This window comes from Halomonas sp. THAF12 (assembly GCF_009363675.1).
GTDB classification, from domain to species: Bacteria; Pseudomonadota; Gammaproteobacteria; order Pseudomonadales; family Halomonadaceae; genus Halomonas; species Halomonas smyrnensis.
This window is the reverse complement of record NZ_CP045399.1, coordinates 2,919,137-2,941,984: the sequence shown is the minus strand read 5'-3', so window position 1 is coordinate 2,941,984 and position 22,848 is coordinate 2,919,137. Positions and strand designations below refer to the sequence as shown.

At 68.1% G+C, this 22,848-nt stretch carries 18 protein-coding genes; 13 read left to right on the top strand and 5 right to left on the bottom strand.

The features are described 5' to 3' along the window. The first annotated feature begins 111 nt into the window (after positions 1 to 111). Positions 112 to 1,953 carry an RNA polymerase sigma factor RpoD gene (rpoD, locus tag FIU88_RS13590; RefSeq protein ID WP_026068275.1) on the top strand — a complete coding sequence of 614 codons (1,842 nt, stop codon included), beginning with the start codon at positions 112 to 114 and terminating at the stop codon, positions 1,951 to 1,953. Positions 1,954 to 2,079: 126 nt separating this feature from the next. On the opposite strand, the gene FIU88_RS13585 is transcribed toward rpoD, so the two are convergent. Further along, positions 2,080 to 2,730, bottom strand: coding sequence for a hypothetical protein (locus FIU88_RS13585; RefSeq protein ID WP_152479586.1), 651 nt, complete (start codon positions 2,728 to 2,730; stop codon positions 2,080 to 2,082). 48 nt (positions 2,731 to 2,778) lie between these two features. Beyond that, positions 2,779 to 3,735, bottom strand: coding sequence for a LysR substrate-binding domain-containing protein (locus FIU88_RS13580; RefSeq protein ID WP_016853720.1), 957 nt, complete (start codon positions 3,733 to 3,735; stop codon positions 2,779 to 2,781). A 159-nt stretch (positions 3,736 to 3,894) separates the two neighbouring features. On the opposite strand from FIU88_RS13580, the gene FIU88_RS13575 reads away from it, so the two are divergent. Next, the gene (locus tag FIU88_RS13575; RefSeq protein WP_016853721.1) at positions 3,895 to 5,274 is read left to right on the top strand and encodes an L-serine ammonia-lyase; all 1,380 of its coding nucleotides are present in this window, start codon (positions 3,895 to 3,897) and stop codon (positions 5,272 to 5,274) included. 94 nt (positions 5,275 to 5,368) lie between these two features. Here FIU88_RS13575 and FIU88_RS13570 read toward each other — a convergent pair whose 3' ends face one another. Further along, positions 5,369 to 6,262 carry a LysR family transcriptional regulator gene (locus tag FIU88_RS13570; protein WP_016853722.1) on the bottom strand — a complete coding sequence of 298 codons (894 nt, stop codon included), beginning with the start codon at positions 6,260 to 6,262 and terminating at the stop codon, positions 5,369 to 5,371. A gap of 135 nt (positions 6,263 to 6,397) precedes the next feature. Here FIU88_RS13570 and FIU88_RS13565 point away from each other — a divergent pair, with 135 nt between their 5' ends. The 10 genes from FIU88_RS13565 (at position 6,398) to FIU88_RS13520 (ending at position 18,899) form a co-directional block, all read left to right on the top strand. Further along, positions 6,398 to 7,507, top strand: a complete 1,110-nt coding sequence (locus FIU88_RS13565) for an S-(hydroxymethyl)glutathione dehydrogenase/class III alcohol dehydrogenase (RefSeq protein WP_016853723.1) — start codon at positions 6,398 to 6,400, stop codon at positions 7,505 to 7,507. Positions 7,508 to 7,665: 158 nt separating this feature from the next. Next, positions 7,666 to 8,523: an S-formylglutathione hydrolase gene (gene fghA / locus FIU88_RS13560; protein WP_016853724.1), complete on the top strand. Its 858-nt coding sequence runs from the start codon at positions 7,666 to 7,668 to the stop codon at positions 8,521 to 8,523. A 341-nt stretch (positions 8,524 to 8,864) separates the two neighbouring features. Further along, the gene (locus FIU88_RS13555; RefSeq protein WP_016853725.1) at positions 8,865 to 10,001 is read left to right on the top strand and encodes a GlxA family transcriptional regulator; all 1,137 of its coding nucleotides are present in this window, start codon (positions 8,865 to 8,867) and stop codon (positions 9,999 to 10,001) included. A 71-nt stretch (positions 10,002 to 10,072) separates the two neighbouring features. Further along, positions 10,073 to 10,774, top strand: a complete 702-nt coding sequence (mtgA, locus tag FIU88_RS13550; RefSeq protein WP_152479585.1) for a monofunctional biosynthetic peptidoglycan transglycosylase — start codon at positions 10,073 to 10,075, stop codon at positions 10,772 to 10,774. A 141-nt stretch (positions 10,775 to 10,915) separates the two neighbouring features. Further along, positions 10,916 to 11,893, top strand: coding sequence for a dipeptidase (locus tag FIU88_RS13545; RefSeq protein WP_016853727.1), 978 nt, complete (start codon positions 10,916 to 10,918; stop codon positions 11,891 to 11,893). A 144-nt stretch (positions 11,894 to 12,037) separates the two neighbouring features. After that, complete coding sequence (locus tag FIU88_RS13540) at positions 12,038 to 12,595, top strand: DUF5943 domain-containing protein (protein WP_016853728.1); 558 nt, start codon at positions 12,038 to 12,040, stop codon at positions 12,593 to 12,595. A 13-nt stretch (positions 12,596 to 12,608) separates the two neighbouring features. After that, positions 12,609 to 14,681 carry a dimethylglycine demethylation protein DgcA gene (gene dgcA, locus FIU88_RS13535; RefSeq protein WP_152479584.1) on the top strand — a complete coding sequence of 691 codons (2,073 nt, stop codon included), beginning with the start codon at positions 12,609 to 12,611 and terminating at the stop codon, positions 14,679 to 14,681. Positions 14,682 to 14,789: 108 nt separating this feature from the next. Continuing rightward, positions 14,790 to 16,802 carry a (Fe-S)-binding protein gene (locus FIU88_RS13530; RefSeq protein ID WP_152479583.1) on the top strand — a complete coding sequence of 671 codons (2,013 nt, stop codon included), beginning with the start codon at positions 14,790 to 14,792 and terminating at the stop codon, positions 16,800 to 16,802. After that, a complete protein-coding gene (locus tag FIU88_RS13525; RefSeq protein ID WP_152479582.1) occupies positions 16,802 to 18,106 on the top strand; it encodes an electron transfer flavoprotein subunit alpha/FixB family protein in 1,305 nt (434 codons plus the stop codon). Before FIU88_RS13530 ends, FIU88_RS13525 begins: the two co-directional genes overlap by 1 nt. Next, on the top strand, positions 18,096 to 18,899 hold the full coding sequence (locus FIU88_RS13520) for an electron transfer flavoprotein subunit beta (protein WP_152479581.1): 804 nt from the start codon (positions 18,096 to 18,098) through the stop codon (positions 18,897 to 18,899). The genes FIU88_RS13525 and FIU88_RS13520 overlap by 11 nt, the downstream gene beginning before the upstream one ends. Positions 18,900 to 18,977: 78 nt before the next feature. Here FIU88_RS13520 and FIU88_RS13515 read toward each other — a convergent pair whose 3' ends face one another. Both FIU88_RS13515 and FIU88_RS13510 read right to left on the bottom strand, forming a co-directional pair. Further along, the gene (locus FIU88_RS13515) at positions 18,978 to 19,499 is read right to left on the bottom strand and encodes an invasion associated locus B family protein (RefSeq protein ID WP_016853733.1); all 522 of its coding nucleotides are present in this window, start codon (positions 19,497 to 19,499) and stop codon (positions 18,978 to 18,980) included. Between the two features lie 202 nt (positions 19,500 to 19,701). Next, complete coding sequence (locus tag FIU88_RS13510; RefSeq protein ID WP_152479580.1) at positions 19,702 to 21,276, bottom strand: BCCT family transporter; 1,575 nt, start codon at positions 21,274 to 21,276, stop codon at positions 19,702 to 19,704. Between the two features lie 243 nt (positions 21,277 to 21,519). Between FIU88_RS13510 and fdhA the strand changes: the two genes are divergently transcribed. Further along, a complete protein-coding gene (gene fdhA / locus FIU88_RS13505) occupies positions 21,520 to 22,713 on the top strand; it encodes a formaldehyde dehydrogenase, glutathione-independent (RefSeq protein WP_016853735.1) in 1,194 nt (397 codons plus the stop codon). Positions 22,714 to 22,848: the final 135 nt, after the last annotated feature.

Here is a 22,848-nt window from a genome sequence, read left to right as displayed (position 1 = left end):
ACGCCGAACTGGCAAAACAGCGGTCTTACCCGCTATACTGTTCGGCTTATCGAGTTTTCTCCGCTTCAGTGCTTCAGGTGCTTCATTCTTCTTCGTCGAGATAGGGTTTCTATGGCTGGAAATGCGCAGCAGCAGTCACGTCTGAAGGAGTTGATCGCGCGCGGCAAGGAACAGGGCTTCCTGACCTATGCCGAGGTCAACGACCATCTTCCCGAGGATATCGCCGACCCCGATCAGGTGGAAGACATCATCGGCATGATCAACGACATGGGTATCAATGTCGTCGAGGAAGCGCCTGATGAAGATACCCTGATGATGGCCGATCACTCCACCGATGAATCGGCTGCCGAAGAGGCTGTGGCGGCCCTGGCGGCGGTGGAGAGCGACGTGGGCCGCACCACCGACCCGGTGCGCATGTACATGCGCGAGATGGGCACGGTCGAGCTGCTGACCCGCGAAGGCGAGATCGAGATCGCCAAGCGCATCGAGGAAGGCACCCGCGAGGTGATGTCGGCCCTGGCCTATCTGCCGGGCGCCGTGGACTCCATCCTCGAGGCCTACGATGCCACCCAGGACGAGGAGGCCCCGGGCCGCCTGTCCGACCTGTTTTCCGGCTTCATCGACCCCGACGAGGGGATCCCCGGCGTCGCCGAGGCGGACGTGCCCGAAGAGCCGGTCGTCGCCGAGGGCGAGGCCAGCGAGGATGACGAGGACGCCGAGGACGAGGACGACAGCGGCGGCGGCCCGGACCCGGAAGAGGCCCGTGCCCGCTTCGAGCAGATCCGCGAGCAGAACGAGTCGGCGCGTCAGGCCATCGACGCCAACGGTCGTGCCTCCGCTCAGGCCCAGGCCGAGCTGGCGCGTCTCGCCGAGCTGTTCTCGCCGATCAAGCTGGTGCCCAAGCACTTCGAGCGTCTGGTCGGTCAGGTGCGCATCAGCGTCGAGCAGATCCGGGCCCAGGAAAAGGCCGTGATGCAGCTGTGCGTCAAGAAGGCCAAGGTGCCGCGCAAGACCTTCATCAAGGCCTTCCCCGGCAACGAGTCGCGCCAGGACTGGCTCGACGACTTCATGGCCGAGCAGACCAAGTACGCCGACAAGCTCGCCGTCTTCAAGGGTGACATCCAGCGCTCCCAGCGCAAGATCGCCTTCGAGGAGGAGATGATCCAGCTGCCGGTGACCGACATCAAGGAGGTCAACCGCCGGCTCTCCATCGGCGAGGCCAAGGCCCGCCGCGCCAAGAAGGAGATGGTCGAGGCCAACCTGCGTCTGGTCATCTCGATCGCCAAGAAGTACACCAACCGCGGCCTGCAGTTCCTGGACCTGATCCAGGAGGGCAACATCGGCCTGATGAAGGCGGTGGACAAGTTCGAGTACCGTCGCGGCTACAAGTTCTCGACCTATGCCACCTGGTGGATCCGTCAGGCGATCACCCGCTCCATCGCCGACCAGGCACGCACCATCCGTATCCCGGTGCACATGATCGAGACGATCAACAAGCTCAACCGCGTCTCCCGCCAGATGCTGCAGGAGATGGGGCGCGAGCCGACCCCGGAAGAGCTGGGCGAGCGCCTCGAGATGCCGGAAGACAAGGTGCGCAAGGTGCTGAAGATCGCCAAGGAGCCGATCTCCATGGAGACGCCCATCGGTGACGACGACGATTCTCACCTGGGCGACTTCATCGAGGACGGCACCATGGTGCTGCCGATCGACTCGGCCACCGGCGAAGGCCTGATCGAGGCCACCCGCAACGTGCTCGGCGGCCTGACCGCCCGCGAGGCGAAGGTGCTGCGCATGCGCTTCGGCATCGACATGAACACCGACCACACCCTCGAGGAGGTCGGCAAGCAGTTCGACGTGACCCGTGAGCGGATCCGTCAGATCGAGGCCAAGGCGCTGCGCAAGCTGCGTCATCCGTCCCGCTCCGAGCCGCTGCGCTCCTTCCTCGACGAGTGATCGTCGGGCCGGCCGTGCGCCGGCCCCGGCATGCCCTGCTTGAAATGCCCCGCCTGAAACGACGACGCCCGCGGCCATGGCCGCGGGCGTCGTCGTTTGGGCTGCCGGTCGAGCCCGGTCTGGACCTTACCCCCGGCCCTGAAGCCGCTGCTGCCGCCAGCGGCGTGCCAGCAGCAGCAGCTCGATCATGGCGATGCACAGCAGGGTGTAGCCGAACAGTTCGGTGACCTCCTCGGCGGCGTCCTTGAACACGCGGATGTACTGCTCGCCGAGGACGGCCTCCCACATTTCGCCGCGCCCGTAGAGGCGCGAAAACACGTAGGTGCCGATGAAGCCCGCGGCGAACAGGCCGCCGGAGAAGGTCGCGGCATAGCGCTCGAGCTCGGCGGCGAAGGCGCGGCCGTTGCGGATCACCACGAACAGGATCGGCAGCACCAGCAGGCTCACCAGGATCTGCCAGGCGCCATCGAAGACGAACTCGTCGAGCCAGGCATCCTGCTCGCGGATCAGCGAGGCGCCGAGCAGGCCGATGACCAGCAGGGTGAGGTGAGGCAGGCGGTCGTCCAGGCGGCGGGCGACGATCGCCAGGATCGTGCCGGCGAGCAGCAGCAGCGACTGCAGCGATTCGGTGAGGCCGATTTCGGAGAAGCGCACGTTCGGCATGTACGTGGCTTCGAAGAGCACGGCCTGCATCAGGGCGGCCACCAGCAGCATATAGGCGAAGCCGCGCAGGCACAGGTGTCGGAAGCCGATTCGGTCGGCGGAATGTTCGGGCATGGATGAGGCTTCTATCGGTAGAGATGTTAAGGCGGCTAATTATACGTCTCAAGACGAGGTGTTGTCTGCCACCACCGGATGCCGGGAGGGATGCTGTCGCCGCGCTTCCTCCAGCAGCCAGTCGTGGACCGCGCAGATCCGCCGGTCGTCCAGCGAGCCCGCGGCGTGCACGATGCCGTAGTGCATGCCGGTGGCGACGCGCTGTTCGAAGGGCGCCACCAGGGCGCCGGTGTCCAGCTCGCTGGTGATCAGCGTCTGGCGGGCGATGGCCACGCCCATGCCGGCCAGCGCGGCCTCCATGGTCAGGTGGTTGCGGTTGAAAGTGTAGCCGCGTCGAACGTTGATGTAGGGCGCCTCGGTGGCCTGCAGATAGTGTTCCCATTCGCCATAGTCGTGGCTGCCGCGCCAGGCGGTGACGTCGTGCAGCAGCGGATACCAGGCCAGGTCCTCGGGGCGGCGCAGCGGCGGCCTTCCGCGCATCAGCGAGGGCGCGCAGACCGGGAAGATGGTCTCCTCCATCAGCGGCGTGATCGACATGCCGGGGTAGTGGCCGTCGTTGAGATCCAGCGCCAGGTCGAACTCGCCCTCGCGCAGCGAGATGTTGCTGTCCTCGGAGAGGATGTGCAGTTCGATGTCGGGAAAGCGCGCCTGCAGGCGGGGCAGGCGCGGCATCAGCCACTTGTTGAGGAAGGAGGGCACCACGCGCATGCGGATGATGCCGCTCATCACGCCGCTGCGCAGCCGCTTTACCTCCAGGCCCACCGCCTGATAGGCCTCGTCGACCACCGAGGCCAGCCGCCGGCCCTCTTCGGTCAGCGCCAGGCGACGCGGCAGGCGCCGGAACAGCTTGAACCCGAGGCGCTCCTCGAGCTGCTTGATCTGCTGGCTGACGGCGCCGGTGGTGACGTGCAGTTCCTCCGCCGCGCGGGTGAAGGAGAGGTGGCGCGCGCTGACCGCGAAGACCTTCAGCCAGGCATGGGTCTGGGCGTTGAGGAGTCGGCTCATGGTTTAGTCATTCTATATCGTGGGCGAGATATTCTGGATTGTCGTCATGCCCCAGTGCGGACAACATTAAGGTCCAAGGCAAGCCAAGGCCACCAGGCTTTAGTGTAACTGACAACAAGACGGCGTCGGAACGATCCGGCCCCGCCCGAGGTTCTCCCCATGTCCATCAGCGTCTTCGACTTGTTCAAGATCGGCATCGGCCCTTCCAGCTCCCATACCGTCGGCCCGATGCGCGCAGCCTATGACTTCGTTCAGGAACTGCGTCGCCAGGACCTGCTGGAGCGCGTGGCGCGGGTCGAGGTGCATCTCCACGGGTCGCTGTCGTCCACCGGCCAGGGTCATGGCACCGACCAGGCGACCATCATGGGCCTGATGGGCGAGCGCCCCGAGTCGATCAACCCGGACATCGTCACGCCCTGCATCGAGGAGCTGCTGGAGTCCCAGACCCTGCTGCTCGACGGCCATCTGGCGATTCCCTTCCTGTGGGCGCGTGACCTGCAGTGGCACGACGAGAGCCTGCCCTATCACCCCAACGCCATGACCCTGGTGGCCCACGGCCATTCCCAGGAGCTGTACCGCAACATCTACTACTCCGTGGGCGGCGGCTTCGTGGTCGACGAGGCCCAGGCGGCCAGCGGCGAGCTGGACAGCGATACCACCGCGCTGCCCTACGACTTCAACTCCGCCGGCGAGCTTTTGGCGCTGTGTCGCCTGCATGGCCTGCGCATCAGCGAGCTGATGCTGGAGAACGAGAAGGCCTGGCGCAGCGAGGCCGAGATCCGCGCCGGGCTGTGGCGCATCTGGGAGGCCATGCAGGACTGCGTGCAGAAGGGCTTCGAGGGCGAGGGCGTGCTGCCCGGCGGCCTCAACGTCAAGCGCCGCGCCGGCGCCCTGCATCGCCGCCTCGAGGCCATGGAGGACGACGGCAGCCTGATCGCCTCGACCTTCTCCGCCATGGACTGGGTCAACGTCTTCGCCCTGGCGGTCAACGAGGAAAACGCCGCCGGCGGGCGCATGGTTACCGCGCCGACCAACGGCGCGGCCGGCATCATCCCCGCGGTGCTGCACTACTACATGAAGTTTCAGGCCAGCGCCGACGAGCGCTGCGTGGTCGACTTCCTGCTGACCGCCGGAGCCGTGGGCATCCTGTGCAAGAAGAACGCCTCCATCTCCGGCGCCGAGGTCGGCTGCCAGGGCGAGGTGGGCTCGGCCTGCGCCATGGCCGCCGCCGGCCTCACCGAGGTGCTGGGCGGCACCCCGGGGCAGGTGGAGAACGCCGCCGAGATCGGCCTGGAGCACAACCTGGGCCTGACCTGCGACCCGGTCGGCGGCCTGGTCCAGGTGCCCTGCATCGAGCGCAATGCCATCGCCTCGGTGAAGGCGATCAACGCCACCCAGATGGCCCTGCGCGGCGACGGCGAGCACTTCATCTCGCTGGACAAGGCGATCCGCACCATGCGCGATACCGGCGCCGACATGCAGGAGAAGTACAAGGAAACCTCCAAGGGCGGCCTGGCGGTCAACGCCATCGAATGCTGAACCAGTCTCTTTGTCGGGCGGCGGTTGCCGTCCTTGCCGGCGTGCCACTCGGGTGGCGCGCCTTTTTTTTGCCGGATGCCGGTCAGGCGGCCGCTCAGCCGCGGCGCGCCGGCAGGGTGTCGCCGAGATGGGCGACCAGATAGTCGAGGAAGTGCTGCACCTTGGCCGAGCGGTGGCGGTGCTGGGGGTAGACGGCCCACACCGCGGTGTCGCCGTGGCGATAGGCGTCGAGCACGCTGATCAGCTCGCCCCGGGCCAGGTGCTCCTCGACGTAGTAGTCGGGGAGCTGGGCCAGCCCCAGGCCCTTCAGCGCCGCATCGAGCAGCGCCGGGCCGGAGTTGCCGTTCAGCGGGCCGTCGACGCGGATGTCGCGGCGCACGCCGTCGACGTCGAAGCGCCAGTAGTCCCGCGAGCCGACCAGGCAGCGGTGATGCGACAGCTCCGAGAGGCTGTGGGGCTGGGCGATACGGGTGAAGTAGGCGGGCGCGCCGACCACGTATTCGCGCCGCTCGCACAGGCGCCTGGCGATCAGCGAGGAGTCCTTCAGCCGACCCATGCGGATGGCGATGTCGAAGCCCTCGTCGATGATGTCCACCTGGCGATTGGTGAAGTGCATGCGCGCCTCGAGCCGCGGGTTGGCGCACATGAAGTCATGCACCAGCGGCGCGATGAAGCGTTCGCCGAAGGTGGTGGCGCAGGTCAGGCTCAGCAGGCCGGTGGGCGTGTCCTGCAGTTCCTTGACCGCGGTCTCGGCCTCGCGAAAGCCCTCGAACAGGTGCTGACAGTGCTGGTAGTAGAGCTGCCCCGCCTCGGTGAGGCGAATCCGCCGCGTGGTGCGATAGAGCAGGGTCGTGCCCAGCTGATTCTCCAGCTGGCTGACCAGACGGCTGACATGGGAGCTCGAGACCTTGAGGCGTTCGGCGGCGGCCTTGAAGGCCCCCAGGCGCACGACTTCGATGAAGGCCTCGACGCGGTCCCAGCGTTGCATGCGGGGTGTCCTCCGGTGGCTGGTGCGCTGGATTGTTGTCAGGTGGCAACAATGTCATGCGTTTAATGCAGTTTATCCGAGTATGCGGTCTTGCCTAGACTGTGGGAAGGCCAACCCCATTGAGAGGAGTGAATCATGAAGTCACGCGCCGCCGTTGCCCTGGAAGCGGGCAAGCCGCTCGAGCTGACCGAGATCGACGTCGAGGGCCCGAAGGCCGGCGAGGTGCTGGTACGCATGGCCGCCACCAGCGTCTGCCACACCGATGCCTTCACCCTGTCCGGCGCCGATCCGGAGGGCCTGTTCCCGTCCGTGCTGGGCCACGAGGGGGCCGGCGTCGTCGAGGAAGTGGGCGAGGGGGTCACCGGCCTCAAGCCCGGTGACCACGTCATTCCGCTTTATACCGCCGAATGCGGCAAGTGCAAGTTCTGCCTGTCCGGCAAGACCAACCTGTGCCAGGCGGTCCGCGCCACCCAGGGCAAGGGCGTGATGCCCGACGGCACCAGCCGCTTCTCCCTCGACGGCCAGAAGCTGCACCACTACATGGGCTGCTCCACCTTCAGCGAGTATACCGTGGTGCCCGAGGTGTCCCTGGCCGTGGTCTCCAAGGAAGCGCCGCTGGACAAGATCTGCCTGCTGGGCTGCGGCGTGACCACCGGCATCGGCGCGGTCATGAACACCGCCAAGGTCGAGCCGGGCTCCACCGTGGCCGTGTTCGGCCTCGGCGCCATCGGCCTGGCCGTGATCCAGGGCGCGCAGATGGCCAAGGCCAGTCGCATCATCGCCATCGACGTGAACCCGGAGAAGTTTGAGCTGGCCAAGCAGTTCGGCGCCACCGAATTCGTCAATCCGAAGGACTACAGCGACCCCATCCAGCAGGTCATCGTCGACATGACCGACGGCGGCGTCGACTACTCCTTCGAGTGCATCGGCAATGTCAACGTCATGCGCCAGGCGCTGGAGTGCTGCCACAAGGGCTGGGGCGAATCCGTGATCATCGGCGTCGCCGGCGCCGGCGAGGAGATCTCCACCCGGCCGTTCCAGCTGGTCACCGGCCGGGTCTGGAAAGGCTCCGCCTTCGGCGGCGTCAAGGGCCGCACCGAGCTGCCGGGCTACGTCGATCGCTACATGAAGGGCGAGATCAACATCGACGACTTCATCACCCACGACATGCCGTTCGAGAAGATCAACGAGGCCTTCGAGCTGCTGCACAAGGGCGAGAGCATCCGCACCGTGCTGCACTATTGATACGCGCCCGACCCCGCGCGCAGGACTCGATACCTGCCCGTTGCCGCGCGGGGGATTCGCGCCCGCCGCGCTCGCGGCGGGCGTGAACGATCCGCCTTCGATGTCGGGTGTCGCGAATGCGACGCCCGGCAGCTCTCGAATTCCATGAGGAGTCGCTCATGACCATGACCGAACAGCTCGAACTGGTATCGGCCAACCGCAGCTTCGGCGGCTGGCACAAGCGCTATCGCCATCGCTCCCGGGCGCTGGACTGCGAGATGACCTTCGCCATCTACCTGCCGCCCCAGGCGGAGACCGAGCGGGTGCCGCTGCTGTGGTGGCTGTCGGGGCTGACCTGCACCGACGAGAACTTCATGCAGAAGGCCGGCGCCCAGCGCCTGGCCGCGGAGCTCGGCATCGCCATCGTCTGCCCGGACACCAGCCCCCGCGGGCTGAACCTGCCGGGCGAGGACGACAGCTACGACTTCGGCACCGGCGCGGGCTTCTACGTCAACGCCACCCAGGCGCCGTGGAAGGACCACTACCGGATGTACGACTACGTGGCCGAGGAGCTGCCCTCGGTGGTGCGTCAGCACTTCCCGGTCAACGGCCGCGAGGCCATCAGCGGCCACTCCATGGGCGGTCACGGCGCGCTGATCCTGGCCCTGCGTCGCCCCGGGCACTATCGCTCGGTGTCGGCCTTCGCGCCGGTGGTCAACCCGAGCCAGTGTCCCTGGGGCCGCAAGGCCTTCGGCAACTACCTGGGCGAGGACGTCAGCCAGTGGACCCAGTACGATGCCTGCGAGCTGGTGGCGCGTGGCGCCTCCCGTCAGCCGCTGTTCATCGATCAGGGCGAGGCCGACAATTTCCTCGAGGAGCAGCTCTGCCCCGAGCGCCTGGAAGCGGTGTGCGCCGAGCACGACCATCCGCTGACCCTGCGTCGCCAGCCGGGCTATGACCACAGCTACTTCTTCATCGCCAGCTTCATCGACGATCACCTGCGCTACCACGCCGAGCACCTCCACGCCAAGCACTGAGTCGCGCCAGCCGTGCGCCGATGCGGCTCCGCGAGACGCGGTGCCCCGTGAGGTGCCATGTCGGGCCGCCCTGCGGCCCGCGCCGCGCCGCCTCCTCGCAGGCGGCGCCTGTCGTTCCTGCCTTTCGCGTCCATAGCGACGCCTTCATGCCTATCGGCGACTCATTGTCGCGCTGTACCGGGAAAACGCCTCCCGATAGGCAAATTTGACATGCCAGAAAACGACACAGTCGGTAAATTTCGAGGCGTGCATGCCTGTCCGCGACAGGCGGGCCTCCAGGGCAATGTCCTTGCCTGACTCGACAATAACGATGACAACACCACCGTGCTGGAGTATGGACGATGACAAGCGCTCCTCAGACCTCGCGTCATGCCGCCGGGCCGCAGACGCTCGGTTTCCTGTTGCTGGACAACTTCACCCTCATCTCCCTGGCCTCGGCCATCGAACCCCTGCGCATGGCCAATCAGCTGGCCGGGCGCGAGCTCTACCGCTGGTACACCCTGACCCTGGATGGCGGCCCGGTGCGCGCCAGCGATGGCCTGCAGATCACCCCGGATGCCTCCACCACCGTGCCGCTGGCGCTGGACATGGTGATCGTCTGCGGCGGCGTGGGCCCGCAGCGCAGCGTGCAGCGTGAACACGTCGCCTGGCTGCAGTCCGAGGCGCGCCATTCGCGCCGCCTGGGGGCCGTCTGCACCGGGTCCTGGGCCCTGGCCCGCGCCGGGCTGCTCGACGGCTTCGAGGCCAGCGTGCACTGGGAGTGCCTGGCCGCCATGCAGGAGGCCTTTCCCAAGGTCGCCCTGACCACCCGGCTGTTCTCCATCGACCGCGACCGGGCCACGGCCTCCGGCGGCACGGCGCCGATGGACATGATGCTGACCCTGATCGGCCGCGACCACGGCCGCGAACTGGCCGCCGGCATCTCGGAGATGTTCATCTACGATCGCGTGCGCAACGAGCAGGACCAGCAGCGGGTGCCGCTCAAGCACGTGCTGGGCACCACCCAGCCGCGGCTGCTGGAGATCGTGGCGCTGATGGAGGCCAACCTCGAGGAGCCGATCAGCCTCGACGAGCTGGCCGGCTACGTGAACGTGTCGCGGCGCCAGCTGGAGCGGCTGTTCCAGAAGAACCTGCACTGCTCGCCGTCGCGCTACTACCTCAAGCTGCGCCTGACCCGGGCCCGGCAGCTGCTCAAGCAGACGCCGATGTCGATCATCGAGGTGGCCTCGGCCTGCGGCTTCGTCTCCACGCCGCACTTCTCCAAGTGCTATCGGGAATACTTCGGCATCCCGCCCCGCGACGAGCGTCTGGGCTCCAGCGCCGTCGACCTGGTGCCGGTGCAGCTGGGCCAGGATGCCGCCGTCATGCTACAGTCCGCCTCTTTCGAGTCGGTGCCCGACACGCCGGTGTCCGCGGCCATGAGCGCCCTGGACCAGGCCCGAGGGGAGCCGACCTACGCCAGCGTCAGGCTGAGCTAACGCCTGGCGCCGGGAGGGCGCATCCCCATCCTCGGGGAGTGTGCCCCTGACGGAGTGCCGGGCAGGGAGCGATGGGAAACGGATGGCGATGGCTAGCGCGGGTTCTCGGACTCGCGCTGCTCGGCGGGATCGGGCTGAGCGTACTGGCGGTGCTGATGTTCCGGGTGGTGCCGGTGGGCGGCTCCATGGTGATGCTCGAGCGCAAGGTGCAGGCCTGGCGTGACGGCGATGCGCTGGAGATCCGCCAGGACTGGCGCCCCTGGGGGGAGCTGGCCGACAGCGCCAAGCTGGCGGTGATCGCCGCCGAGGATCAGCGCTTCCCCGACCATCACGGCTTCGACCTGGTCGAGCTGCGCCGGGCCGTCGAGGCCAGCCTCAGCGGCGGTGACCTGCGCGGCGCCAGCACCCTCAGTCAGCAGACCGCCAAGAACCTCTTCCTGTGGACCGGTCGCAGCTGGGTGCGCAAGGGCCTGGAGGCCTGGTTCACCCTGCTCATCGAGACGCTCTGGCCCAAGGAGCGCATCCTCGAGGTCTATCTCAACATCGCCGAATGGGACGACGGGGTGTTCGGCCTGGAGGCCGCCTCCCGTCACTACTTCGGTGTTCCGGCGTCGCGTCTGAGCAACGCCCAGGCCAGCCGACTGGCCGCCATCCTACCCAATCCCCGCGGCTGGAGCGCCTCGCGCCCCAGCGGCTACGTGCTGCAGCGCAGCGCCTGGATCCGCGGCCAGATGCACAATCTCGGCGGTGCCACCTACCTCGAACGTCTCTGACGCGACACCGAATTCGCGCGTGTCGCGATCGCGACGGGCGTGACGCTTTTGGAATTTTCCCGGTCGTTTCCAGGCGCCGGGGCCCGCGGGGCGGGGGATATGCTGCCGGCGTGACCATGCGCTATTACGGAGCCCCCAGCCATGACCCCTGCCGAGCTGCACCAGGACGCCATCGTCATCGATGGTCTCGTTATCGCCAAGTGGAACCGCGAGCTGTTCGAGGACATGCGCAAGGGCGGCCTCACCGCCGCCAACTGCACCGTGTCCGTCTGGGAAGGCTTCCAGGCCACCGTCGATAACATCGTCAAGACCGACGCCCTGATGGCCGAGTCCAGCGACCTGGTGCGTCCGGTGCGTACCACCGCGGACATCACCCGGGCCAAGGAAGAGGGCAAGACCGGCATCATCTACGGCTTCCAGAACGCCCATGCCTTCGAGGACCAGATCGGCTACGTCGAGATCTTCAAGAAGCTCGGCGTCGGCATCGTGCAGATGTGCTACAACACCCAGAACCTGGTCGGCACCGGCTGCTACGAGCGCGACGGCGGCCTGTCCGGCTTCGGTCGCGAGATCGTCGCCGAGATGAACCGCGTCGGCATCATGTGCGACCTCTCCCACGTCGGCGAGCACACCTCCCGCGAGGTGATCGAGGCCTCCGAGAAGCCGGTGTGCTACTCCCACTGCCTGCCGTCCGGCCTCAAGGAACACCCCCGCAACAAGTCCGACGAGGAACTCAAGTTCATCGCCGACAACGGCGGCTTTGTCGGCGTGACCATGTTCACTCCCTTCCTGCGCGCCGGCGTCGACGCCACCGTCGACGACTACGTCGAGGCCATCGAGTACGTCATGAACATCGTCGGCGAGGATGCCATCGGCATCGGCACCGACTTCACCCAGGGTCACGACAAGCAGTTCTTCGAGTGGCTGACCCACGACAAGGGCTACGCCCGTCGCCTGACCAACTTCGGCAAGATCATCAACCCCGAGGGCATTCGCACCATCGGCGAATTCCCCAACCTCACCGAGGCGCTGCTGAAGCGCGGCATGAGCGAGCGCCAGGTGCGCAAGATCATGGGTGAGAACTGGGTCAATGTCCTGAAGGACGTCTGGGGCGAGTGAGCCCGGTGCGACGGGCCGCGGCCCGTCGCCCTCCCGACCGCGTCACCGCTCGAAGCCGCTTACGCACAGCCAACCACGCCCGAAGCCGCTCCTGCGAGCCCATTGAAGCCCGATAATAATCAGCAAGATTCGAGGAACAAGATCGTGACCAAGATGGCCCCTGAACTGCCGATCGAAGTGGATGCCGACACCGGTATCTGGACCACCGACGCCCTGCCGATGCTCTACGTGCCGCGTCACTTCTTCATCAACAACCACGTCGCCGTGGAAGAGGCCCTGGGGGCCGAGAAGTACGCCGAGATCCTCTACGATGCCGGCTACAAGAGCGCCTGGCACTGGTGCGAGAAGGAGGCCGAATGCCACGGCCTCGAGGGCGTCGACGTCTTCGAACACTACATGAAGCGCCTCTCTCAGCGCGGCTGGGGGCTGTTCATCACCGAGGACATCGACCTCGACGCCGGCACCTGCCGCGTGCGCCTCGAGCACAGCGCCTTCGTCTATCAGATGGGCAAGGTCGGCCGGAAGATCGAATACATGTTCACCGGCTGGTTCGCCGGCGCCATGGACCAGATCCTCGCCGCCCGCGGCAGCGACTTGCGCACCGTCGCCGAGCAGACCCAGAGCGGCGCCGAAGAAGGCTGCGACGTCGGCGTCTTCGTGACCCGTCCGATCGCCGACATCTCGAACAACGCGCAGGGCTGAGGAGGCATCACCCATGGCATTCGACGCGATCTTCCAGCCGATCGAGATCGGCAACCTCACCATTCGCAACCGCGTGGTCAGCACCGCCCACGCCGAGGTCTACGCGACCGACGGCGGCATGACCACCGACCGCTACGTCAAGTACTACGAAGAGAAGGCCAAGGGCGGCTGCGGCCTGTGCATCTGCGGCGGCTCCTCGGTGGTCTCCATCGACAGCCCGCAGGCCTGGTGGAGCTCGGTGAACCTATCCACCGACCGCATCATCCCGCACTTCCAGAATCTGGCCGACGCCGTGCACAAGCACGGCGGCAAGATCATGATCCAGATCACCCACATGGGGCGGCGCTCGCGCTGGGACGGCTTCAACTGGTCGACCCTGCTGTCGCCGTCCGGCATCCGCGAGCCGGTGCACCGCTCCACCTGCAAGACCATCGAGGAGGAGGAGATCTGGCGCATCATCGGTGACTTCGCCCAGGCCGCGCGCCGGGCGAAGGAAGGCGGCCTGGACGGCGTCGAGCTGTCCGCCGTGCACCAGCACCTGATCGACCAGTTCTGGAGCCCGCGCGTCAACAAGCGCACCGACCAGTGGGGCGGCAGCTTCGAGAACCGCATGCGCTTCGGCATGGAAGTGCTCAAGGCCGTGCGCGCCGAGGTCGGCGACGACTTCACGGTCGGCCTGCGCATCTGCGGCGACGAGTTCCACCCGGACGGCCTGTCGCACGACGACATGAAGCAGATCGCCGCCTACTACGATGCCACCGGCCAGGTGGACTTCTTCGGCGTGGTCGGCTCGGGCTGCGACACCCACGATACCCTGGCCAACGTCATCCCCAACATGTCCTTCCCGCCGGAGCCGTTCCTGCACCTGGCGGCGGGCATCAAGGAAGTGGTCTCCAAGCCGGTGATCCACGCCCAGAACATCAAGGACCCGAACCAGGCCAGCCGCATCCTCGAGGGGGGCTACGTCGACCTGGTGGGCATGACCCGCGCGCACATCGCCGACCCGCACCTGATCACCAAGATCAAGATGGACCAGGTCGACCAGATCCGGCAGTGCGTCGGCGCCAACTACTGCATCGACCGCCAGTACCAGGGGCTGGACGTGCTGTGCATCCAGAATGCCGCGACCTCCCGCGAGTACATGGGCCTGCCGCACATCATCGAGCAGACCGAAGGCAGGAAGCGCAAGGTCGTGGTGGTCGGCGGTGGCCCCGGCGGCATGGAAGCGGCCCGCGTGGCCGCCGAGCGCGGCCATGACGTGACCCTGTTCGAGGCCGCCGAGGCCATCGGCGGGCAGATCACCACCGCCGCCAAGGCGCCGCAGCGCGACCAGATCGCCGGCATCACCCGCTGGTACCAGCTCGAGCTGGCCCGCCTCAACGTCGACCAGCGCCTCGGCACCTATGCCGACGAGGCCACCATCAAGGACCTCAAGGCCGACATCGTGGTGCTGGCCACCGGCGGCAAGCCGTACCTGGACCAGCATCCCGAGTGGGGCTACTCCGAGAACCCCGAGGAGAGCCTGATCGTCAGCACCTGGGACGTGCTCAACGGCAAGGTCGAGCCGGGCAAGAACGTGCTGATCTACGACGCCCTGTGCGAGTTCGCCGGCATGTCCGCGGCCGACTACCTGGCCGACAAGGGCGCCAAGGTCGAGATCGTCACCGACGACATCAAGCCCGGTGCGGCGGTCGGCGGCACCACCTTCCCGACCTACTACCGCAGCCTCTACGAGAAGGAGGTGATCATGACCTCCGACCTGATGCTGCATAAGGTCTATCGCGAGGGCGATTCCCTGGTGGCGGTGCTCGAGAACGAGTACACCGGCCAGCAGGAGGAGCGCGTGGTCGATCAGATCGTGGTCGAGAACGGCGTGCGCCCGGACGAGGGGCTCTACTTCGCGCTCAAGCAGGAGTCGCGCAACAAGGGCCAGGTGGATCTCGAGGCGCTGTACGACATCAAGCCGCAGCCCTGCCTGAGCGAGGACGGCGACGGCTTCCTGCTGTTCCGTCTGGGCGACTGCACCGCGCCGCGTAACACCCATGCCGCGATCTACGACGCCCTGCGCCTCTGCAAGGACTTTTAACCCCTCGCTGGAAGTCCGAAGCTTGAAGCTGGAAGGAATCCCCGCGCGTTGCGCCCTTTCTTTCAGCTTCCGGCTTGCCGCTTCCGGCTCGCCGATGAGGTGAGCGTCATGCTCGATATCCTATTGCCGATCCTGATCTTCGCCGCGCTGGGCCTGGCGGCGATCGGCGTCGTCCGGCGCGTGCGCCTGTGGCGCCAGGGGCGTCCCTCACCCGTGCCGCTGGTCAAGGGGCTGGCCTCCGTGCCGCGGCGCTACCTGGTCGACCTGCACCATGTGGTGGCCCGCGACAAGGTCATGTCCAACACCCACGTCGCCACCGCCGGCGGCTTCGTCGCCGCGGCCGTGCTGATGGTCCTGGTGCACGGCCTGGGCCTCGCAGAAGGCGTGCTCGGCTGGGGGCTGCTGGCCGCCAGTGCCACCATGTTCGTCGGCAGCTGCTTCGTGGCACGCCGTCGCCGTAATCCGCCGTCCCGGCTCTCCAGGGGCCCGTGGATGCGCCTGCCCAAGAGCCTGATGGCTTTCTCGCTGAGCGTCTTCGCCATCACCCTGCCCGCCGTGGGCCTGCTGCCCGACAACTTTTTCGAAGGGAGCGTCAGCTGGGTGCTGGCGCTGGCGCTGTCCGCCGCGCTGGTCTGGGGCCTGGGCGAGATGGTCTTCGGCATGGCCTGGGGCGGGCCCATGAAGCACGCCTTTGCCGGGGCCCTGCACCTGGCCTTCCACCGTCGCGCCGAGCGCTTCTCCACGCGTGGGGGCGAGGGCAAACGCTCCACCGGCCTCAAGGCCCTGAACCTGGACGACGAAGACGCCACCCTGGGCGTCGAGAAGCCGAGCGACTTCACCTGGAACCAGCTGCTCGGCTTCGACGCCTGCGTGCAGTGCGGCCGCTGTGAGGCGATGTGCCCGGCCTTCGCCGCCGGCCAGCCGCTCAACCCCAAGAAGCTGATCCAGGACATGGTGGTCGGCATGGCCGGCGGCAGCGACGCCAATTACGCCGGCAGCCCCTATCCCGGCCAGCCGGTGGGCGAACACCAGGGCTCGCCCCAGGGCCCGATCGTGGCCCGCGAGGGCAAGGCCCTGGTGGACGCCGAGACCCTGTGGTCCTGCACCACCTGCCGCGCCTGCGTCGAGGAGTGCCCGATGATGATCGAGCACGTCGATGCCATCGTCGACATGCGTCGCTTCCTGACCCTCGAGCACGGCAACACCCCCAACAAGGGGTCCGAGGTGCTCGACAACCTGATCGCTACCGACAACCCGGGCGGCTTCGCGCCCGACGCCCGCATGCACTGGGCCGCCGACCTCGAGCTGCCGCTGATGGCGGATCGCGGCGAGGCCGAGGTGCTGCTGTGGCTGGGTGACGGCGCCTACGACATGCGCAACCAGCGCACCCTGCGCTCGCTGGTCAAGGTGCTGCGCGCCGCCGACGTCGACTTCGCGGTGCTCGGCAACGAGGAGCGCGACAGCGGCGACGTGGCCCGTCGCCTGGGCGATGAAGCGACCTTCCAGAGCCTGGCCAAGCGCAACATCGCCACCCTGTCGAAGTATCGCTTCCAGCGTATCGTCACCTGTGACCCGCACAGCTTCCATGTGCTCGGCAACGAGTACGGCGAGCTGGGCGGCCCCGGGATGCCGGCCCAGTACGAGGTAAGTCACCACAGCACCTACATCGCCGAGCTGTTTGATGCCGGTCGCCTGCACGTCAAGCCCTGGAAGGGCGGCGGCGTGACCTACCACGATCCCTGCTACCTGGGCCGCTACAACGGCGAGTACGAGGCGCCGCGCAACGTGCTCAAGGCGCTCGGCATCGAGCTCAAAGAGATGGAACGCTCCGGCTTCCGCTCCCGCTGCTGCGGCGGTGGCGGCGGCGCGCCGATCACCGACATCCCCGGCGAGCGCCGGATTCCCGACATGCGCATGGGCGACGTGGGCGAGACCGGCGCCGAGCTGGTGGCCGTGGGCTGCCCGCAGTGCACCGCGATGCTCGAGGGCGTGGTCGATGCCACCGCCGAGGTGCGCGACATCGCCGAACTGGTCGCCAACGCCCTGACCGAGGCGCCCGAGGCGTCCGCCGGCGCGGCCCAGCAATCATCGAACCGGCCCCAGGCCGTGGAGGTGGCGTGATGAGCGATATCGTCCGTCGTGATCCGCGCAAGGCGTGGATCGCCCGTAACCGGCTGCACCCGCAGCATCGGGAAGTCCTGGCCGAGCTTGGACAAAGTGCCGGCCAGGGCGCGGCCAGCGAGTGGATGGGACCGGCGGGCATCGTCCGCCGCAATCCGCATGCCGTGGGCTTCATGGGCCCCAACGGCATCAAGCGCATCGACCGCAGCGGCGTCCAGCAGGGCGCCGGTGGCGGCGCGGCCGCCAAGTCGGCCGCCCAGAGCAAGCCGCTGGTCGAGATCGAATCGCCGGCCTTCCTGGTGGCGGTGGTGCCGGACATGGCCGGCGGCCGCCTCTCCGGCCACGACCGCGACCTGCTCGGTCTGGCCCGGCAGCTGGCCGACGCCGATCCGAACGCCCGGGGCGCGGTGCTGGCGGTGGTCTTCGGCGGGTACAACCGCGAGGGGGGCGGCGAGCTGAAAGAGCACGGCTTCGGCGAGGCCGGCGTCGACCGCCTGCTCACCCTCGACGATCCCCGCTTCGACGGCTTCGCCCCGGAGGCTCGCCTCGGCGCGCTGCTGGCGGTGGAGGAGGCCTGGACGCCGCGCCACTGGCTGGTGCCGGACTCCAGGCTCGGCGGCGCCGACCTGGGTCGCCGCCTGGCGGCGCGGCTCGGCGAGCGCCCGGCCACCGGCGTGTGGCAGCTCGAGCCCGATGCGACTGCCGAGCTCGGCTGGCAGTGCACCGCCCGCGGGGCGGCGGCCACCCTCGACATCCAGCGGCCGCTGCCGCGCATCACCCTCGCGCTCGAGGAATGCGCCGAGCCGGTCGACGACAACCGTCACGCGGCCGAGGCGCTGAGCCTGCCGCAGGAGCTGCCGTCGCCGATCTCGCGCATCGAGGACCTGGGCCAGGTACCCGTCGATCCGGCGGGCGTGGCGCTGGCCGAGGCCGAGTTCATCCTCTCCGCGGGCAACGGCATCCGCGACTGGGACGGCTACCACACCGCCGCCGAGGTGCTCGGCGCCACGGAAGGGGCATCTCGTGTCGCCGTGGATGACGGCTTCATGCCGCGCGATCGTCAGGTCGGGGCCACCGGCACCTGGGTCACCGCCCGGGTCTACGTGGCGGTCGGCATCAGCGGCGCCATCCAGCACCTGCAGGGGATCCAGACCTGCGACAAGGTGGTGGCGATCAACATGGATCCCGGCTGCGACATGATCAAGCGGGCCGACCTGGCGGTCATCGGCGACTCGGCCGAGGTGCTCGCGTCGCTGGTGACCATGGTCAAGCAGCAACGAGAGGAGAAGCGCGATGCGGCCTGAAGCCCGAGTCGATGCCTCGCTGGAGATCACCGTACTGGTCTCCGTGGGACGCCATCCCGTCACCGGCCGCGCGCGCCGCGCCGACCAGGACGCCCGGGCGGTGGAGCTGGCCCGCGGCGTGGCCGACGCCAGCGTCCGGCTGCTGCACGCCGGCGGCAAGGAAGCGGACAGCGAGCCGGCCCTGCGCGGCTACCTGGGCATGGGCTTCGACGCCCTGACCCTGGTCGAGCAGCCCGAGGGCGCCGATGCGCTGCCCGCGCTCGCCGATGCCCTCAATGAGGCGCCGCCGCAGCTGGTGATCACCGGCGAGCGCGCCGAGCAGGGCGAAGGCTCCGGCCTGCTGCCCTATCTGCTGGCCGAGCGCCTGGGCTGGCCGGTGGTCAGCGGCCTGGCGGCGGTGGAAAGCGTCGAGAACGGCGTCGCCACCCTGCTGCAGGCGCTGCCCCGCGGCCAGCGTCGCCGGCTCAAGGTGCGCCTGCCGGCCATCGTCACCGTCGACGGCGCGGCACCGGCGCCGCGACAGAGCGCCTACGGCCCGGCCCGTCGCGGCCACCTGGCCGCGGTGCCGGGCAGCGTGACCGTGGACGAGGCCTGGGCGAGCTGGGAGACCCAGCCGGCCCGCAAGCGGCCCAAGCGCCTGAAGATCGTCAAGGCCGCCTCGGCCCGCGACCGCTTCAAGGCCGCGGCCGCCAAGGCCGAGGGTGGCGGGGGCCAGGTGCTCACCGACGTCACCGCGGAAGAGGGCGCCGAGGCGATTCTCAAGCTGTTGAAGGAAGAGGGCGTGCTGCGCTAGCCGCAGCGTCTCTCGCCAGGCACCAAAGCAAAAGCCCCGGTCGATGACCGGGGCTTTTTTCGTGGCGCGACGCGCGACTCAGATCTGCTGGCTGGCGTTGGTGAAGCCCATCAGCGAGATGTTCAGGTCGCGGCGATTGCCGCGCGGGCCGATCAGGCTCAGGGTGGCGTTGCTGCCCCCGCGCAGCTGCTGCATCAGCGACGGCTCCAGCGGCAGGTCGGCGCGGCAGCCCGGCTGGTCGCAGACCTGGTAGGGGAAGGGCACGCCTTCGCCGCCGTCCACGCTGAGCTGCAGGCCCGGCGCCAGGCGCACGCCCAGCGGCAGCAGGAAGGTCATGATCGGCGCCTCGGCCTGGGGCGGCTGGGCGATGATCACGCGCATCACCGGCTGGTCGTCATCCGGGTTGGTGACCAGCTGGGTCATGCTGCACGGGGCGTTCTGGCCGTCGGTGGGGCAGCGCACCTCCCAGCTCTGGTACTGCTCGCTCTCGAAATTGCCGCCCTGGCCCTGGCCGGACATGCTGGTCTGGGCGAGGGCCGAGGAGGCCAGCGGCAGCAGGCACAGCAGGCCGATCAGGCCCGACACGAGTCGTTTGGACATTGGGGTTCTTTCTCCTGACGGTGTGAGACGGGTTTGACGCTCGTGGCCCCGGGCGCCGAGCGGTGCCCGGGCATGGTGCTACCACCATGCCCGGAACCGGCGGCGAGGTCGAGCCCCGCGGGGCCGGAACGGGGCTCGATAACGCCGACGCCCCCGGCGGGAGGTCCCGGCCGGGGGCATCGAAGGAGAGCGGATCGACGGATCAGGCGGCTCGGGCGGTGCCCAGGGCGCGCTGCTCCTCGCGCAGGCTCTTGACCAGCCCCGCGGCCATCAGCAGCAGCACCAGGGTGAAGGGCAGGCCGGTGGCCACGGCGCCGGCCTGGAGGGCGCCGAGGGCCTTGTCGCCGCCGCCATAGAGCAGCACGCCGGCGATCACGCCTTCCAGGGTGGCCCAGAACACCCGCTGGGTGCGCGGGGCGTCGACCTTGCCGCCGGCGGTGATGTTGTCGATCACCAGCGAGCCGGAGTCCGAGGAGGTGATGAAGAACACCAGCACCAGCACGATGGCCATGGTCGAGGTCAGGGTGGTCAGCGGCAGGTGCTCGAGCATCTGGAACATCGCCAGCGACACCTCGCCGATGCCGTCGGCCAGCGCGCCGACGCCGCCCGCGGACTGGGCCAGGGCGTTGCCGCCGAAGGCGCTCATCCACACGACGGTGACCAGCGTCGGCACCAGCAGCACCGCCATCAGGAATTCCCGCACCGTGCGGCCGCGCGAGACCCGGGCGATGAACATGCCGACGAACGGCGACCAGGAGATCCACCAGGCCCAGTAGAACACGGTCCAGCCGTGGAACCAGGTGTCGTCCTCGCGGCCGATCCAGTTGGACAGCGGCACCAGGTGCGTCAGGTAGGCCACGCCGGTGTCCCACAGGCCGTTGACGAACAGCAGGGTGGAGCCGGTGATGACCACGAACGCCAGCAGCAGCAGGGCGATCACCATGTTGATGTTGGAGAACAGCTTGACCCCGCCGTCGATGCCCCGCCACACGGAGAACAGCGCCACCGCGGTGACCGCCACGATGATGGCGAGCTGGGTGCCGAGGGTGTTGGGCACGTCGAACAGGTAGTTGAGGCCGCCGGCGGCCTGGGAGGCGCCGAAGCCCAGCGAGGTGGCCAGGCCGAAGATGGTGGCCAGCACCGCGAGGATGTCCACCAGATGGCCGAACCAGCCGCGGGTGCGCTCGCCGAGCAGCGGCGTGAAGGCCGAACGCAGGGTCAGCGGCAGGCCGCGGTTGTAGGCGAAGAAGGCCAGCGACAGCCCGACCACGCCGTAGATCGCCCAGGGATGGAGGCCCCAGTGGAACATGGTGGCGCCCATGGCGGCGCTGGCGCCTTCCGGGGTGCGGGCGGCGACGTCGAGCGGGGTGCCGTACCAGTCGGTGTAGTAGGCGACCGGCTCGGCCACGCTCCAGAACATCAGGCCGATGCCCATGCCGGCGGCGAACAGCATGCTGAACCAGGACACCAGCGAGTGATCCGGCCGGGCGCCGGGGCCGCCCAGGCGAATGCGGCCCAGCGGCAGCACGATCAGCGCCAGGCACAGCACCACGAACGCGTTGCCGGCGATCATGAACAGCCAGTCGAAGTGCTCGATGGCGAAGCCGCGCGCCGCCCCCAGCTGGGTGTTGGCGGCGTCGGGGTAGACCAGCGCGTAGAGAATGAAGCCGAGAATGGCCAGCGCAGACAGCGGGAACACGGGGTTGTGGAAGTCCAGTCCCATCATCTGCTTGTTGTCCTGTCCGGCCGACAGGACAGGGTCGTCATCGTGAGTCATGCGTATTCCTCGGTTGTTGTTGTGTGCCGCTCCGGGCGGCGCCGACCATTCTTGTCGTCGGGCCAGTTCGAGGAGTGTCGTGAAAGCGACCTGTAGCTGTGCGTCGACAGCAAGTGGCCTCAGGGGGTCGCGGATGGACATGACGAAGCCGCTCGAGGAGCGTTCCGGCCAGGCGAGAGGGGTAGGGTCGGGAGGACGGTCTTGTACCGTGAGTCCACAAAAACCATGAAGGAAGCCAGCCACATGAGTTCTAACAACCGCGGAGTCGTCTACAAGGGCCCGGGCGAGGTCGCCGTCGAGTCCATCGCCTACCCGGAACTCGCCCTCGGCAATCGCAAGTGCGAACACGGCGTGATCCTCAAGGTCGTCACCACCAACATCTGTGGCAGCGACCAGCACATGGTGCGGGGCCGTACCACCGCCCCGGAAGGCCTGGTGCTGGGGCACGAGATCACCGGCATCGTGGTCGAGTGCGGGCGCGACGTTGAATTCCTGAGCCCGGGCGACATGGTGTCGGTGCCGTTCAACATCGCCTGCGGCCGCTGCCGCAACTGCAAGTCCGGCCAGACCGGCATCTGCCTGAACGTCAACCCGTCGCGTCCGGGCGCGGCCTACGGCTACGTCGACATGGGCGGCTGGGTCGGCGGTCAGACCGAATACGTCATGGTCCCCTACGCCGACTTCAACCTGCTGAAGTTCCCGGATGCCGACCAGGCCATGGAGAAGATCAAGGACCTGACGCTTCTGTCCGACATCTTCCCGACCGGCTTCCACGGCTGCGTCACCGCCGGCGTCGGCCCGGGCTCCACCGTCTACATCGCCGGCGCCGGCCCGGTCGGCCTGGCCGCCGCGGTCTCCGCCCAGCTGCTGGGTGCCGCCTGCGTCATCGTCGGCGACATGATCGAGGACCGCCTGGCCCAGGCCCGCAGTTTCGGCTGCGAGACCATCGACCTGACCGAAGACGGCGACATGGCCGACAAGATCGAGGTCATCCTCGGCGAGCGCGAGGTCGATGCCTTCGTCGACTGCGTCGGCTTCGAGGCCCATGCCTGCGGCTGCAACCACGGTCAGGAAGCGCCGGCCGCGGTGCTGAACTCCGCCATGTCGGTGACCCGCGCCGGCGGCCAGATCGGCATCCCCGGCCTGTACGTGACCGAGGACCCGGGCTCTGCCGACGCCGCCGCCCAGCAGGGCAGCCTGAGCATGCGCTTCGGCCTCGGCTGGGCCAAGTCGCACAGCTTCCACACCGGCCAGTGCCCGGTGATGAAGTATCACCGTCCGCTGATGCAGGCGATCCTGTTCGGCAAGGTGAACATCGCCGACGCGGTCAACGTGCAGATGATCACCCTGGACCAGGCGCCGCAGGGCTACGCCGACTTCGATGGCGGTGCGGCCAAGAAATTCGTCATCGACCCGCATGGCAGCGTGGCCGCCTGAGACCTCCGGGAATAGGACCTCCGGGAGCAAGACGCCCGGGATATAGGATGTCGTGGTACGAGGGCGTCTGACTCTCTCCATGACGGCGCCCCTCGGGGCGCCGTCATGCGTTGGGGGGAGGGGTGGGGAGAGCGG

Excerpts from the sequence above, each read along its gene's own strand:
- rpoD (WP_026068275.1), top strand. The coding sequence starts at position 112 with ATGGCTGGAAATGCGCAGCAGCAGTCACGTCTGAAGGAGTTGATCGCG.
- FIU88_RS13585 (WP_152479586.1), bottom strand. The coding sequence starts at position 2,730 with ATGCCCGAACATTCCGCCGACCGAATCGGCTTCCGACACCTGTGCCTG.
- FIU88_RS13580 (WP_016853720.1), bottom strand. The coding sequence starts at position 3,735 with ATGAGCCGACTCCTCAACGCCCAGACCCATGCCTGGCTGAAGGTCTTC.
- FIU88_RS13575 (WP_016853721.1), top strand. The coding sequence starts at position 3,895 with ATGTCCATCAGCGTCTTCGACTTGTTCAAGATCGGCATCGGCCCTTCC.
- FIU88_RS13570 (WP_016853722.1), bottom strand. The coding sequence starts at position 6,262 with ATGCAACGCTGGGACCGCGTCGAGGCCTTCATCGAAGTCGTGCGCCTG.
- FIU88_RS13565 (WP_016853723.1), top strand. The coding sequence starts at position 6,398 with ATGAAGTCACGCGCCGCCGTTGCCCTGGAAGCGGGCAAGCCGCTCGAG.
- fghA (WP_016853724.1), top strand. The coding sequence starts at position 7,666 with ATGACCATGACCGAACAGCTCGAACTGGTATCGGCCAACCGCAGCTTC.
- FIU88_RS13555 (WP_016853725.1), top strand. The coding sequence starts at position 8,865 with ATGACAAGCGCTCCTCAGACCTCGCGTCATGCCGCCGGGCCGCAGACG.
- mtgA (WP_152479585.1), top strand. The coding sequence starts at position 10,073 with ATGGGAAACGGATGGCGATGGCTAGCGCGGGTTCTCGGACTCGCGCTG.
- FIU88_RS13545 (WP_016853727.1), top strand. The coding sequence starts at position 10,916 with ATGACCCCTGCCGAGCTGCACCAGGACGCCATCGTCATCGATGGTCTC.
- dgcA (WP_152479584.1), top strand. The coding sequence starts at position 12,609 with ATGGCATTCGACGCGATCTTCCAGCCGATCGAGATCGGCAACCTCACC.
- FIU88_RS13530 (WP_152479583.1), top strand. The coding sequence starts at position 14,790 with ATGCTCGATATCCTATTGCCGATCCTGATCTTCGCCGCGCTGGGCCTG.
- FIU88_RS13525 (WP_152479582.1), top strand. The coding sequence starts at position 16,802 with ATGAGCGATATCGTCCGTCGTGATCCGCGCAAGGCGTGGATCGCCCGT.
- FIU88_RS13520 (WP_152479581.1), top strand. The coding sequence starts at position 18,096 with ATGCGGCCTGAAGCCCGAGTCGATGCCTCGCTGGAGATCACCGTACTG.
- FIU88_RS13515 (WP_016853733.1), bottom strand. The coding sequence starts at position 19,499 with ATGTCCAAACGACTCGTGTCGGGCCTGATCGGCCTGCTGTGCCTGCTG.
- FIU88_RS13510 (WP_152479580.1), bottom strand. The coding sequence starts at position 21,276 with ATGACTCACGATGACGACCCTGTCCTGTCGGCCGGACAGGACAACAAG.
- fdhA (WP_016853735.1), top strand. The coding sequence starts at position 21,520 with ATGAGTTCTAACAACCGCGGAGTCGTCTACAAGGGCCCGGGCGAGGTC.